The 12,365-nt window shown below is 60.1% G+C and carries 13 protein-coding genes; 8 read left to right on the top strand and 5 right to left on the bottom strand.

All coding sequences use genetic code 11. The annotated features are described in order from the left end of the window. Positions 1-206 precede the first annotated feature (206 nt). Both ACK59L_RS10465 and rsd read left to right on the top strand, forming a co-directional pair. Complete coding sequence (locus ACK59L_RS10465; RefSeq protein ID WP_196135965.1) at positions 207-728, top strand: disulfide bond formation protein B; 522 nt, start codon at positions 207-209, stop codon at positions 726-728. Between the two features lie 212 nt (positions 729-940). After that, positions 941-1,411, top strand: a complete 471-nt coding sequence (gene rsd, locus ACK59L_RS10460) for a sigma D regulator (protein WP_144966069.1) — start codon at positions 941-943, stop codon at positions 1,409-1,411. Positions 1,412-1,418: 7 nt separating this feature from the next. Here the strand turns inward: rsd and ACK59L_RS10455 are convergent, their stop codons facing one another. Then, positions 1,419-2,057 carry an FKBP-type peptidyl-prolyl cis-trans isomerase gene (locus ACK59L_RS10455; RefSeq protein WP_409273445.1) on the bottom strand — a complete coding sequence of 213 codons (639 nt, stop codon included), beginning with the start codon at positions 2,055-2,057 and terminating at the stop codon, positions 1,419-1,421. Positions 2,058-2,314: 257 nt separating this feature from the next. Between ACK59L_RS10455 and ACK59L_RS10450 the strand changes: the two genes are divergently transcribed. Beyond that, positions 2,315-3,253: an AlgP family protein gene (locus ACK59L_RS10450; RefSeq protein WP_409273443.1), complete on the top strand. Its 939-nt coding sequence runs from the start codon at positions 2,315-2,317 to the stop codon at positions 3,251-3,253. On the opposite strand, the gene ACK59L_RS10445 is transcribed toward ACK59L_RS10450, so the two are convergent. Beyond that, on the bottom strand, positions 3,229-3,711 hold the full coding sequence (locus tag ACK59L_RS10445) for a TIGR02444 family protein (protein ID WP_409273441.1): 483 nt from the start codon (positions 3,709-3,711) through the stop codon (positions 3,229-3,231). The genes ACK59L_RS10450 and ACK59L_RS10445 overlap by 25 nt on opposite strands. A gap of 50 nt (positions 3,712-3,761) precedes the next feature. Between ACK59L_RS10445 and ACK59L_RS10440 the strand changes: the two genes are divergently transcribed. The 3 genes from ACK59L_RS10440 to ACK59L_RS10430 all read left to right on the top strand — a co-directional run bounded on the left by ACK59L_RS10440 (position 3,762) and on the right by ACK59L_RS10430 (position 6,892). Then, positions 3,762-5,672 carry an ATP-binding cassette domain-containing protein gene (locus ACK59L_RS10440; RefSeq protein WP_326383693.1) on the top strand — a complete coding sequence of 637 codons (1,911 nt, stop codon included), beginning with the start codon at positions 3,762-3,764 and terminating at the stop codon, positions 5,670-5,672. A 130-nt stretch (positions 5,673-5,802) separates the two neighbouring features. Then, positions 5,803-6,435, top strand: a complete 633-nt coding sequence (locus tag ACK59L_RS10435) for a LysE family transporter (RefSeq protein ID WP_058604691.1) — start codon at positions 5,803-5,805, stop codon at positions 6,433-6,435. Between the two features lie 214 nt (positions 6,436-6,649). Next, entirely contained in the window at positions 6,650-6,892 is a 243-nt protein-coding gene (locus ACK59L_RS10430) for a DUF2789 domain-containing protein (RefSeq protein WP_058637047.1), read from the top strand. A 154-nt stretch (positions 6,893-7,046) separates the two neighbouring features. On the opposite strand, the gene ACK59L_RS10425 is transcribed toward ACK59L_RS10430, so the two are convergent. Both ACK59L_RS10425 and ACK59L_RS10420 read right to left on the bottom strand, forming a co-directional pair. Then, the gene (locus ACK59L_RS10425) at positions 7,047-7,484 is read right to left on the bottom strand and encodes a CBS domain-containing protein (protein ID WP_023535729.1); all 438 of its coding nucleotides are present in this window, start codon (positions 7,482-7,484) and stop codon (positions 7,047-7,049) included. 132 nt (positions 7,485-7,616) lie between these two features. After that, positions 7,617-8,072 carry a helix-turn-helix domain-containing protein gene (locus ACK59L_RS10420; RefSeq protein ID WP_197844576.1) on the bottom strand — a complete coding sequence of 152 codons (456 nt, stop codon included), beginning with the start codon at positions 8,070-8,072 and terminating at the stop codon, positions 7,617-7,619. A 139-nt stretch (positions 8,073-8,211) separates the two neighbouring features. Here ACK59L_RS10420 and ACK59L_RS10415 point away from each other — a divergent pair, with 139 nt between their 5' ends. Together ACK59L_RS10415 and ACK59L_RS10410 are read left to right on the top strand one after the other, a co-directional pair. Then, entirely contained in the window at positions 8,212-9,471 is a 1,260-nt protein-coding gene (locus ACK59L_RS10415; RefSeq protein WP_409273437.1) for an MFS transporter, read from the top strand. A 134-nt stretch (positions 9,472-9,605) separates the two neighbouring features. Beyond that, positions 9,606-10,496 carry an EamA family transporter gene (locus ACK59L_RS10410; protein ID WP_409273435.1) on the top strand — a complete coding sequence of 297 codons (891 nt, stop codon included), beginning with the start codon at positions 9,606-9,608 and terminating at the stop codon, positions 10,494-10,496. A gap of 69 nt (positions 10,497-10,565) precedes the next feature. Here ACK59L_RS10410 and ACK59L_RS10405 read toward each other — a convergent pair whose 3' ends face one another. Further along, on the bottom strand, positions 10,566-12,296 hold the full coding sequence (locus tag ACK59L_RS10405; RefSeq protein ID WP_409273472.1) for a dipeptidase: 1,731 nt from the start codon (positions 12,294-12,296) through the stop codon (positions 10,566-10,568). Between the last annotated feature and the right edge of the window lie 69 nt (positions 12,297-12,365).

Raw genomic sequence — 12,365 nt, 5'->3', positions numbered from 1 at the left:
GGGAAGCCGCGGGCTTCATGGGCAGGTAATCTTTCGGTTTGGGGTGGAGAAATCCTGACGTATTTTCTTAAGGCGCGTCTTACACGGCAGTTGGATATTTCCTAGGCAACGCTGGGAATTGTCTCGACTGTTGTGCCTTGAAACAAAGGATGTGTTTCCTCTACCGTTTCAAGCCACGACCACCGATACCGGGACCCCCACTGCCCATGCTGCCGGCCCGCCTGCGTACTTTCTTCTTCCCTGCCTGCCTGCTGGCGCTCACTGCCCTGGTCACCGCATTCAAGCTGCAGGATGCGCTTGGGCTTTTGCCGTGCCTACTGTGCCTGACGCAACGGGTGCTGCTGGCAGGGTATGTCCTGGTGTGTCTAAGCGCGGTGCTGCATGGGCCGACACTTGAAGGCCAACGCCGCTATGCCCAGCTAGCGCTTGGCTTTGCTCTGGGTGGCGCTGCAGTAGCCGCAAGGCATGTCTGGTTGCAGGGGGTTGTTGTCGATGATCTGGTGTGCCCCATCGCCATCGACCACAACGCCGGGCAGTACTGGAACGAGCTTGCCCGGCAACTGTTTTCCGGGGCCCCTGCTTGCAATGCCTTGACCTGGAGTTTCATGGACTTGACGCTACCCGAATGGAGCCTGATGGCCTTTGTGCTCCTGGCTGCGTTGCCGCTTGGCCATCTACTTGCAAGTCGCCTGCATGCCTTGGTCACCCATGACCTCGAACAACGCTAAACCGCCGTACGACCGGTGGTGTTCAGGCGGTTTATTAAACACTTGTACGAAGTTATTACCCTGCGTACCTTGAAGGGCAGCTTGCGTGGGAATAATCTCCGAGCACGCATACCGAAAATCCAAGGTTTGATGCTGTCCTGCTGATTCTGTCTCGTGCCATAGCAGCGCTACGCGAGGAGCAGCGGCATCAGCTCACAGGGGAAGAGATCGCCATGCTCGATAGTTGTCAGAATGCACAGGAACGCTGGGGCGGGGTCAACACGCTGATCGACCGTTGGCTGAGCGAGCGCGAGCAACTGGTTCATGCCTATCGTTCTTTGCGCGATGCCAAGCCTGCCTTTGCAGACAAGGACACCAACGGCGACTTCTGTGCGTTGCTAGTGGACTACGTCTCGGCGTGGCATTTCGAAATCTGTGAACAACTGGTCAGCGAGGCCAAGGCATTCGGAGACACCCGAGCCCTTGACCTTGCAGGCGAGATCAGCCCACGCATCGATGACATTACCCAGATTGCACTGGCGTTCAACGATCACTGCGTCAAGGCTCAATGCAGGGACACCGAGCGCTTCGCCGAGAAGCTCGGCAAGCTTGGCAGCTTGTTGCATGAGCGCTTCGAGCTTGAAGACTGCCTGATTGAAGTGCTGCACAACGCGCACAAGGAAGAAGGCCTGGCGCCCGTCTGAGGGTCATTCAGTCCTTGGTTTGCAGCAACTGGATTTCAAAAACCAGCGGCGTGTAGGGTGCGATCAAATCACCCGCGCCGTCGGTGCCATAGGCCAGTGCGGACGGAATCACCAGTCGCCATTTTGCCCCCACCCGCATCTGCGGCAGCGCCACCTGCCAGCCCTCGATAACCGAGTCGAGGCTGAACCACTGCGGTTCACGGCTTTGGTCGAACACCTCCCCGCTGGGCAACCGCCCCACGTAATTCACCAGTACCTTGGCGCCTGCCTTGGGCTGCGGGCCATTGCCTGCTTGTAGCTCGCTGTACAGCACGCCTTGCATCAACTCACGCACACCAGCACGCGCCCGCTCATTGGCCATGAAACGTACCTCTGCGGCTTCAGGCGCCTGGGGCACAGCGTCTTGCTGCTGCGGTTGGTGCTGTTCGAGCAGCGCCTGCATGCGGTCCTGGCTCAACTTCAAGGGCTGTTGCTGGTACGACTGGCGCAAGCCCTCGACGAGCGCATCGAGCTGTAGCCCTGGCATTTCGTGTCGCAGCCGTTCACCCAGGCTGGCGCCCAGGCTGTAGGCGAGGTCCTGATCATCGGTGTTGGCCACGGCCAACATCGGCAGTAGGCAAAAACCTAGAACAATGGATCGAAGCATGACCAATTCCTACGGCGGTGGGTGGCGAAGTATGCCAGTGTCCAGGGCGGTGCGGGCGGACCCGGTGCCGGGCACATGATGCATTCAGCAACGGCAGTTCGCGTCGGCGATGAGTTGTTGATTGCAGTGTTTGCGATGCGCAATGTGCTCAGACGTTGATATGCAACAGTGTATGGATATTGCGGTCAAGATGCCCTAGCGGCCTGCGCAGCGGAAGCATAGTATGAGTCGCACTCTCATCAGTCAGGAGGTAAGTCATGTCGGCCAAGAAAAAGCCAGTCAGCACGCCGTTACACCTGCTTCAGCAACTTTCGGGTAGCTTGCTTGAACATTTGGAAGAGGCCTGCTCGCAAGCGCTGGCTGATGCAGAGAAGCTGTTGGCCAAGTTGGAAAAGCAGCGCGGCAAGGCCCAGGAAAAACTGCATAACGGTCGCTTGAAGTTGCAGGACGCAGCAACGGCGGGCAAAGCCAAGTCGCAAAACAAGGCCAAGAAGGCAGTTGCCGAGCTCGAAGCGCTGCTCGACTCGCTCAAGGACCGTCAGACCCAGACTCGCGGCTACATCCAGCAGCTAAAGCGCGATGCTCAGGACAGCCTGAAACTGGCCCAGGGCGTTGGCAAGGTGCGTGAAGCTGCCACCAAGGCCCTCGACCAACGTGCAGCCCAGGCTGCCGCCCCAGCCGCTACCAAACCTGCTGCCAAGACCACAGCCGCCAAATCGTCCACCCAAGCCACCGGCAAGGCCAAACCAGCCGCGCGAACCGCAGCGACCAAGCCTGCGGCCAAGGCCGCCGACGCTGAATCCGTGGCAGCCAAACCCGCTGCAAGATCGGCCTCGAAGCCTACCGCGGCCAAGGCTGCCGCGAAGCCTACCGCGGCCAAGTCCCCTGCCAAAGCAACGGCGGCCAAGTCTTCCGCGACCGAACCTAATGCAGCCCGTCCCCAGGCGGCTAAGGCTGCATCCAAGTCTGCATCAGGCGCTGCGGGCGCAAAAGCCACAAGCAAGCCCGCACCTGCCAAACCCTCCACCCGTGGCACCGCTACCAGAACGGCGACACGCACTGCCAGCAGCCGCTCCGCGAGTGCCAAGCCGGCGACAGCTGCGCAAGAGAAAGCCCCATCGTCCGGCAACTCGGTGAGCCCTGCCACACCAGTATCCGATGCAAGTGCTGCTCAGTCGTCGTCCACCGACGCCTGATGCGCCAGTGCCGCCGCGCGCAATTGTTCAAGCGCGCGGTGATCTTGCAGCTGGCTCGGCGCAAGCCCAGCCAGCCAGTCGCCCGTTTGTCCAGGTCTGCCAGCGGGCCACTGTGATGCACAGGCTTGCAAGCGCTCCAACAGCGCTCTTTCGGCCGAAAGCTCCAGCTTTTTGAGTTGCTCTCGAAGTTCAGCCAACGGTTGATCCTCTTTGGCTGATTCTCGCCATTGTTCGCGCAGGCTTCGCAAGGGCGATACCACATCCCGTTGCCAGGGCCCTGCACAGCCCTGCAATGCCTCGATGCGCAGTTGCTGCACCTCGATTGACCTGGCCTGCAGCCAGGTGGCGCACAGTAGCAGGCATACATCGCCTCCTTGCCGTTGCAGGTCGAGGCAAGCCGCTTCCACACCGGGCCTGGCGTACAGGCTCAGGGCGTGATCCCACAAGTCGCTTTGCATGGTTCCACTCGCGCTATGGGCCGAGGAAGCTGGTAGACTCCGCGACCATCATGATCAGACTATCCAACCTCACTTTACAGCGTGGTCCTCAGCGCTTGCTAGATGGCGCCGAGATGACCCTGCACACCGGTCACAAGGCCGGCCTCATCGGTGCCAACGGTGCCGGCAAATCCAGCTTGTTCGCCTTGCTGCGCGGTGAGTTGTCGCCCGATGGCGGTGATTGCCACCTGCCGGCAGACTGGCGGATCGCACACATGCGCCAGGAGGTCGATACCCTTGACCGGGTGGCCGTGGACTATGTGCTCGACGGCGATGTGCGATTGCGCAGGGTGCAGGCTGCGTTGGCAGAGGCCGAACAGGCCCATGACGGTACGGCACTGGCCCGGCTGCACAGTGAGTTGGACAGTGCTGACGGTTATACCGCCGATGCGCGAGCGCGCAAGCTGCTGGCGGGGCTAGGCTTTACCAACGAGCAGATGGACCGCCGCGTCGGCGACTTCTCCGGTGGGTGGCGGATGCGCCTGAACTTGGCCCAGGCATTGATGTGCCCCTCCGACCTGTTATTGCTCGACGAACCGACCAACCACTTGGACCTGGACGCCATCCTCTGGCTGGAAGACTGGCTCAAGGGCTACCCGGGCACGCTGTTGTTGATCTCCCACGACAGGGATTTCCTCGATGCCGTGGTCGATCACGTGCTGCATGTCGAACAACGTAAGCTGAACCTGTACAAGGGCGGCTACAGTGCCTTCGAGCGCACCCGTGCCGAACGCCTGGCCCAACAGCAGCAGGCCTACGAGAAGCAGCAGGCGCAGCGCGCGCACATGGAAAAATACATTGCGCGCTTCAAGGCCCAGGCCACCAAGGCGCGTCAGGCACAGAGCCGCATAAAGGCCCTGGAGCGCATGGAGGAGCTGTCAGCTGCTCACGTGGATTCGCCGTTCGATTTCGTGTTCCGCGAGTCGCAGAAAATCTCCAGCCCCCTGTTGAGCTTGTCCGAAGGGCGACTGGGTTACGGCGACAAGGCCATCCTCGAGAAGGTGAAGCTGCAGCTGGTGCCAGGTGCACGCATTGGCCTGCTAGGCCCCAACGGCGCAGGCAAGTCCACCTTGATCAAGAACCTTGCCGGTGAGCTTGAGCCGCTGTCCGGGCGCCTGGTGCGAGGTGAAAACCTCGCCGTCGGCTATTTTGCCCAGCATCAGCTCGACTCGTTGGACGACAAGGCCAGCCCCTTGCTGCACCTGCAGCGCATTGCCCCAACCGAGCGCGAGCAGACGCTGCGCGATTTCCTCGGTGGTTTCGATTTTCATGGCGATCGCGTAGACGAGCCGGTCGTGAATTTCTCAGGTGGCGAAAAGGCACGGCTTGCGCTGTCGCTCATCGCCTGGGAGCGGCCGAACCTGCTGCTGCTCGACGAACCCACCAACCACCTGGACCTGGAAATGCGCCTGGCCCTGACCATGGCCTTGCAGGAATTCGCAGGGGCAGTGGTAGTGGTGTCCCACGACCGGCACCTGCTCAAAAGCACCACTGATGACTTCTTGCTGGTCGCCGATGGCAAGGTCGAACCCTTCGACGGGGACCTCGATGACTATAGCCGCTGGCTCGTGGACTATCGTCAGCGCAACGCGCCGGTCAGTAGCGCGGTAACCAACCCCGACAAGACCGACAAGAAGGCCATGCGCCAGGCTGCGGCAGCATTGCGCCAACAATTGGCACCGCACAAGAAGACCGCTGACAAGCTTGAAGCTGAACTCAACCAGGTGCATGCACAGTTGGCCGAGATCGAGGCTGCGTTGGGTGATGGTGGTCTCTACGAAGCTGCGCGCAAGGACGAGCTGCGTGAATTGCTGGCCCGGCAAACTGCGCTCAAGCAGCGTGAAGGTGACCTCGAAGACGCCTGGATGCAGGCATTGGAAACGCTTGAAGCCATGCAGGCCGAACTCGAAGCGCTCAGCTGACGCGCGCTCTGCGAGCTTTGCTACCGGCCCCTCGCAAGCAGAGCTGCAGAATCGTTCAAATTGCGCTGGTCATTTTTTCATCGGCACCTTAGCTTAATGTTTTGAAACATGTGCATGAGCGAGGTGTGGGATGTCGATGGAAGTGTGGTTGGGCTTTTTTGCCGCCTGCTGGGTAATCAGTCTGTCTCCCGGCGCGGGCGCTATCGCCTCGATGTCCAGCGGGCTGCAATACGGGTTCTGGCGCGGTTACTGGAATGCGCTGGGCTTGCAGATCGGCCTGGTGATGCAGATCGCAATCATTGCTGCAGGCGTCGGGGCCATCCTGGCTGCCTCGGCTACCGCCTTCCATGTGATCAAATGGTTCGGCGTCGCCTATCTGGTGTACTTGGCCTATAAGCAATGGCGCGCCCTGCCCATGGACATGAGCGATGAATCCGGTATACGACCCATCGGCAAACCGCTGAGCCTGGTGTTCCGGGGTTTTCTGGTGAACGTCAGCAACCCCAAGGCCCTGGTGTTCATGTTGGCGGTGCTGCCGCAGTTCATCAATCCCCATGCGCCTTTGCTGCCACAGTACATCGCCATCGCCGCGACCATGGTCGCCGTCGACATGCTGGTGATGGCGGGCTATACCGGGCTTGCAGCCCGCGTACTGCGGGTGCTGCGCACACCCAGGCAGCAAAAGCGCCTTAACCGTACCTTTGCCGGGCTGTTCATCGGTGCGGCCACGTTCCTGGCCACCTTGCGCCGCGCGCCGCTGTGAATCCAGGGCAGGGGGGCTGCGCCTTTTGGCTCACAGCCATCTGCTCAGGACATTGGTGGGATTTATCGAGTCTTCTGCTTTGGCGCGCTGTCTATTTCCCAGGCACGATGATTGCGGTCATCCTGCCTGGGGCGCTGATGCCCACCCTTGAGCGCAAGCTCTCAAACAGGACTGGCGCTTACACCGAAGCGCATGCCGGCACTGCGGAGGAATCATGGACAAACCGACTCACCACTTTTCCGAATTGTTCAAGCAGCTTGGACTGGACGACGACCCGGTCGAGATCGAGCGCTTCATCACCACCCACTCGCCGCTCGACGATGATGTGAAGTTGGTCGATGCACCGTTCTGGAGTGAAGGCCAGCGTGCTTTTCTCAAGGAAAGCTACACTGCCGATGCCGACTGGATTCCCATGATCGACCAGTTGAACGAAGCACTTCATCCGGCCAAGAAATAAGTTACCCGCAGCGAAAGAAAGTAAGTGGCCGTGAGTCGCCCTAGTCAATGCGCCGTTACCGCCATTCAAGCGGCATAGGGTGTGGACTGTTCTGGACTCGGCTGACGGCCAGCCTTACCTGTGGCGCTTGCGGGCAAACGCGTTTCCAAGCGTTTCACTCACCGCGGATGTACTGCTCGAGCTGCAAGATCAGCCCTGCCTGCTCCGCAATGGTCTCCTTGACCAGGTCGCCAATGGACAACAGCCCCAACAGCTCACCGTTGCTCACCACCGGTAGATGGCGCAAATGCCGGTTGGTCATCAGGTTCATGCAGTACTCAAGGTTGTGCTTCGGCTCCACGGTGACCACCGGTGCGCTCATGATATCGCGCACCGGCGTGGCGGCCGACGAGCGTCCCTTGAGCACCAGCTTGCGCGCATAATCGCGTTCACTGACGATACCTACCACCTCGTTGCCTTCAACGACAGGCAATGCGCCGATGTTCATCTCGGCCAACAGTCTAAGGGCGTCGAGCACTGAGTCGTCCGGGCCGATGGTATACACGGTCTGGTGTTCGGACTTGCTCTTGAGGATTTGTTCGACGTTTTTCATGGCGGCCTCTGCGGGTGGAGGGGAACACTGGCGATGGTCATGCAAGCATCGACCACCCGGCGCCGTCCGGCAATGCAGGAAACGGCATCGAGGTGATTGAAAAACGTCATGAGCATGCAGAGGGCGTTTGCCTCAACCCTCTCGGGTGATCAGTCGTCGGTGACAGTCCTCGGGGCTCAACTGCCGGCCTGCACGGGATCGAACGATGATCGTCTCGATGGGCTCGTCCGTCACGTTATCCAGCATGATCGAATGGCACTCGCCTGGACCGTACAGGAAACGCTCTCCCCACTGGCGCATGCTGATGACAATGGGGAAGGCGGCCCGCCCCATCTCGGTCAGCACATACTCCTTGTAAGCGCTTCCATCCGAAGCAGGCCGGACCTCGAACACGCCCAATTCGACCATTGCCTTGAGCTTTACGGTGAGGATGTTCTTGGCGACACCAAGTCGCTTCTGAAAATCACTGAACCGCCGTACGTCGTCGAACGCTTCGCGGATGATCATCAATACCCATCGGTCCCCAATCGCTTCAAGGGTGCGCGCTACTGGGCATTCACTGCGCGCTAGCTGTTCCTGTTTGGCCATGTTTGTCCGTGAGCAGATGATGAAAAGCGCTAACCATATGGGAAAACGCTCGTGGTCAGTTGTTGCATTTTAAAACCTGTTTTGTTAAAAGTCGCTACAAGTGGTTTCTTTTCAAAACCAGGTACAAGGACGGAAGTGCATGCCGTACAGGCCAGACAGCCCGGACAAGCGCGCGGCGACAGCCGAAGCGTCTAGCAACGGTTACGGCACGGCGCGCTGCGACATACCGCGTAAGACCACACTCAGTCCTTCCCAAACCTTCCTCTTTGCCATCACCTGCGCAATGGCCGTGGCAAATGTCTACTTCGCCCAACCGCTGCTCGAGTCCATGGCCAGCAGCCTGGCGGTGCCTGCCAGCACCATCGGCATCGTCGTCACGGCCACCCAGGCAGGTTATGCGGTCGGTTTGCTGTTCATCGTGCCGCTGGGCGACTTGGTCAGCCAGAAAAAACTTATTCTCTGCCAAATGCTCCTCAGCGCCTTGGCCCTCTGTGCCGTAGGGCTGGCGCAGGCCTGGGCCGTGCTGCTGGGTGCCATGGTTTTGATGGGATTGATGGCCGTGCTGGTGCAAGTGGTGGTGGCCTACGCTGCGGCACTGGCAAGCCCCGAGCAACGTGGCCAGGCTGTGGGGACTGTGACCAGCGGCGTGGTCCTGGGGATTCTGCTTGCACGTTTCGTGTCTGGCGCGATGGCCGATCTGGCCGGGTGGCGCAGCGTGTATTTCGTGTCGGCAGCGCTGATGGCGGGGATGGCCTTGGTGTTGTGGCGCATGCTGCCCGCGCCTCCACGGGCTTCGGTCAGCGGCGGCTACTTTGCCTTGCTCCGTTCGGTGCTGCAGCTGTTTCTCAGCGAACGTACCCTGCGCGTGCGCGGGGTGTTCGCGTTGCTCATCTTCGCAGCCTTCAGCGTGCTCTGGACCTCCATGGTCCTGCCGCTCAGTGCGCCAGACCTTGCGCTTTCGCATACCCAAATCGGGCTATTTGGCCTTGCCGGCGTAGCAGGGGCCCTCGCCGCGGCGAGGGCCGGACGACTGGCAGACCGTGGCCTGGGCAATCGCACCACAGGCATTGCGCTGGTCTTGTTGACCCTGTCCTGGCTCCCGACGGCGTTCGTCCACATCTCGCTGCTGGCAATGGTGCTGGGCGTGGTGATGCTCGACTTTGCGGTACAGGCCGTGCACGTCACCAACCAAAGCCTGATCTTCGCCGCACGACCAGACGCACAAAGCAGGCTCGTTGGCGCGTACATGTGCTTCTACTCGTTGGGCAGCGGGCTTGGCGCCATCGCGGCGACCTATACCTACGCCCAGGCGGGTTGGGTAGCCGTTTGCCTAGTGGGCGCATCAATCAGTGCCGCCGCCTTGATCTACTGGCTGTGGTTGATGTTCGAAACGCGCTGACGCAGGAGGGGGGCGGTCTAGTGGCGTCGAAACGTTGGTCTACGGCCGGTTTGGATATGCACTACCAGCTGGCGAAGGCGTACGAATGTGAAAGGTGCCACATTTCCAAGGCCCATACCTAAGGTGACCCGATAATGAAACCCTTGCATGGAGTGCTGGCTGTACTGGTGACATTGATATGGGGTATCAATTTCTCGGTGATCAAGCTGGGCTTGGCAGCGATCGATCCGCTCATTCTTGCCGGCTTGCGTTTCGGGCTATGCGCGTTGCCCGCTATCTTCTTTGTCCGTAAACCCGACGTACCCCGGCGCTTCATCATCTTGTATGGCTTGGTTTTCGGGGTCGGGCTTTGGGGTATGGTGAACCTCGGCATTCAAGCCGGGTTGTCAGCGGGTGTCGCTTCGCTGGTATTACAGTTCAGCGCTTTTTTTACGCTGCTGCTAGGTGGAGTGGTTTTCAAGGAGGCACTGACCCGTTTTCAAGTGCTCGGTATGCTGATCGCCAGCACAGGCCTGCTGTGCATCATAAAGTTCAGCGGTGGATCGGTGACCTGGCCTGGTCTGGCGTTCGTGCTGGCCGGTGCTGCCTGCTGGAGTGTCGCCAATACCATCGTCAAGAAGGCTCAAACCAACGACGTGTTCGGATTTCTGGTGTGGTCCAGCGCGGTCGCGCCGGTTCCTTTGTTCATACTGGATTATGCAGTACATGGCGGCGCAGGCTATGACGCGTTGTTGCGCCAGATGAACAGCACTGCTGTCTTTTCGCTTCTGTTTCAGGTCTATCCCAATACATTGTTCGCGTACTGGATCTGGAACTCTTTGCTCAGGACTTATCCCCTGTCTACGATTGCACCGCTGTCGCTGCTGGTGCCGATCTTCGGCCTGGTTGGGTCGGTTCTGGTGTTCGGTGAACGCTTGACGGCAGGCATAGCATTGGCTGCAACGTTGATCATGCTCGGTCTGGTTGTAGGGCTTTATGGTCGCCGGCTCGTCACCGCCTTGTTCGCACGCGCTCGCGCTGCATGACGATCCCAACGCGAAGGTCGGGTCGTCATGCACAAGCAGGCAGAGCCCAGGCTCAAGAAGGCAGATGCTTCAGAGCTTCGGCATCTGCCCGATCCGCGCCACCATTTCGCTGACCACCTGCAGGTCCAGCATGAACTGGTCCACGGTCTTGAACTCGTTGTCGTTATGCCCGGTGTACTTCACACCGGGCATGGCCAGACCAAACTGCACGCCGTTGGGCAGGTCATGCACCGAGGTGGCCCCGGCGGACGTACCGAACGCGTGCTCCATGCCCAGGTTTTCGCTGGCCACGGCCAGCAGTGCCTTGACCCACTCGCCTTCAGGGTTGCGGTACATCGGCTCATCCAGGCTGTAGTCGTAGGCGGGCGTGATATGGCTTTGCTGCGACCATTTGCCGAGCTTGTCGGCGATTTCATCCTTGATCGTTGCGACCGCCTTGCCCTTGGGAATGCGCAGATTGATCGCCAGCTTCAAGCCTTTGTCATCCACACCGACGAAGGTTGGCGAGGCGGTAAGCGGCCCCATGAACGCATCGTCATAGGCGATGCCCAGCTTCTTGCCCAGGTAGTCCAGGCCCCAGTTGTCCGCCGCATAGCGGGCAGCATCGGTGAACTGGTTCTGCTTCAATGGCACCGTTTTGCCCACGCCATTGATGAAGTCCAGCATGCGCGCGACAGGGTTCACGCCCGATTCCGGTTCTGAGGAATGAGCTGACACACCGGTTACGGTGAGCACCACCTGCTTGCCGTCGGGTTTGGCAGCGATGCTGAAGTCGCCACCGTTTTGCTTCACGTACTCGGCACCGGCCGTGTTCAGTCGCTGCGCCAGTGCGCTGGAGTCGTCGGTGAGCAAGGTCGCTACCGAGGTGGACGGGATCTGGTTGGTAGCAAGCCCACCGGTGAGGTTGACGATTTCGGCCCCCTGGCCGCTGGCCGCACGCTTGGCAAAATTCGCCATTACGGTGCCGTAGCCTTTTTCCGCGATGACTACCGGGTAGCCGCCATCCAGCGCGAGGTTGTAGTCAGGCGTAGGGTTGCGCTCGAAGTAGTACGGGATGGCATCGCCGCTGGTTTCTTCGGTGGTGTCGATCAGCAGTTTGAATTGCCGCGCCAGGGGCAGGTTTTCATCCTTGGCGACCTTCAGGGCATACAGCGCTACGACGATGCCATTCTTGTCGTCCTCGGTACCACGGCCGTACATGCGATCACCGACCAGGGTGACCTTGAACGGGTCCAGGCGCGTGCCGTCGGCAAGCTTCCAGTTTTCCGGTGTGACGGGAACCACGTCGGCATGGGCATGGATACCGACCACTTCCTTGCCGCTTCCAAGGGAGATTTCGTAGACACGGTTGTCGACGTTGCGAAAAGCCAGGCCAAAGCCGTCGGCCAGTGCCTTGATCTTGTCGGCGATCTTCAGGAACTCAGGGTTTTCATGCTGAGGTGTGCCCTCGACGGTGACCGTGGGAATGGCTACCAATTCGCGCAGCGTCTGGGTGGCGGCCTTGCCGTACTTGATGCGGGTGTAGAGCCCGAGCAGGCGATTGATCTCGTTCTGCTGCTCGGCGTCCAACGGCTTGCCGGCCAGGTAGGTGTCCAGGGTGGCGCCCAGGCCATCGGCCTGGTTCAGGTCGCTGCCTTTGAGCTTGCCGAGAAACTGCTTGAAGTCATGCGGATCGGTGCCATCGAACGCCTTGACGATCGCCGCAGACTGCTGCTGGGTGAGGTTGGCCTGGGCAGGCAATGTGAACAAGCCGATGCTGGCCGCCAGCAGGGAAACAGAGGTGAGCTTTTTCAGGTGCATGAATGTACGCATTCCTTCGCCAGTCATTGATGAGGCCCCGTCGTGCGGGAAGGCCCTCACGCTAACACC

It is taken from the genome of Pseudomonas sp. KCJK9111 (assembly GCF_046231935.1).
GTDB lineage: Bacteria > Pseudomonadota > Gammaproteobacteria > Pseudomonadales > Pseudomonadaceae > Aquipseudomonas > Aquipseudomonas parafulva_B.
This window is presented reverse-complemented; position numbering and strand designations above follow the sequence as displayed.

Bases quoted from the DNA above. Each gene is read 5' to 3' on its own strand.
- ACK59L_RS10430 (WP_058637047.1), top strand. From the start codon at position 6,650: ATGGACAAACCGACTCACCACTTTTCCGAATTGTTCAAGCAGCTTGGA.
- ACK59L_RS10425 (WP_023535729.1), bottom strand. From the start codon at position 7,484: ATGAAAAACGTCGAACAAATCCTCAAGAGCAAGTCCGAACACCAGACC.
- ACK59L_RS10445 (WP_409273441.1), bottom strand. From the start codon at position 3,711: ATGCAAAGCGACTTGTGGGATCACGCCCTGAGCCTGTACGCCAGGCCC.
- ACK59L_RS10450 (WP_409273443.1), top strand. From the start codon at position 2,315: ATGTCGGCCAAGAAAAAGCCAGTCAGCACGCCGTTACACCTGCTTCAG.
- ACK59L_RS10420 (WP_197844576.1), bottom strand. From the start codon at position 8,072: ATGGCCAAACAGGAACAGCTAGCGCGCAGTGAATGCCCAGTAGCGCGC.
- ACK59L_RS10435 (WP_058604691.1), top strand. From the start codon at position 5,803: ATGTCGATGGAAGTGTGGTTGGGCTTTTTTGCCGCCTGCTGGGTAATC.
- ACK59L_RS10410 (WP_409273435.1), top strand. From the start codon at position 9,606: ATGAAACCCTTGCATGGAGTGCTGGCTGTACTGGTGACATTGATATGG.
- ACK59L_RS10405 (WP_409273472.1), bottom strand. From the start codon at position 12,296: ATGCACCTGAAAAAGCTCACCTCTGTTTCCCTGCTGGCGGCCAGCATC.
- ACK59L_RS10415 (WP_409273437.1), top strand. From the start codon at position 8,212: ATGCCGTACAGGCCAGACAGCCCGGACAAGCGCGCGGCGACAGCCGAA.
- rsd (WP_144966069.1), top strand. From the start codon at position 941: ATGCTCGATAGTTGTCAGAATGCACAGGAACGCTGGGGCGGGGTCAAC.
- ACK59L_RS10455 (WP_409273445.1), bottom strand. From the start codon at position 2,057: ATGCTTCGATCCATTGTTCTAGGTTTTTGCCTACTGCCGATGTTGGCC.
- ACK59L_RS10465 (WP_196135965.1), top strand. From the start codon at position 207: ATGCTGCCGGCCCGCCTGCGTACTTTCTTCTTCCCTGCCTGCCTGCTG.
- ACK59L_RS10440 (WP_326383693.1), top strand. From the start codon at position 3,762: ATGATCAGACTATCCAACCTCACTTTACAGCGTGGTCCTCAGCGCTTG.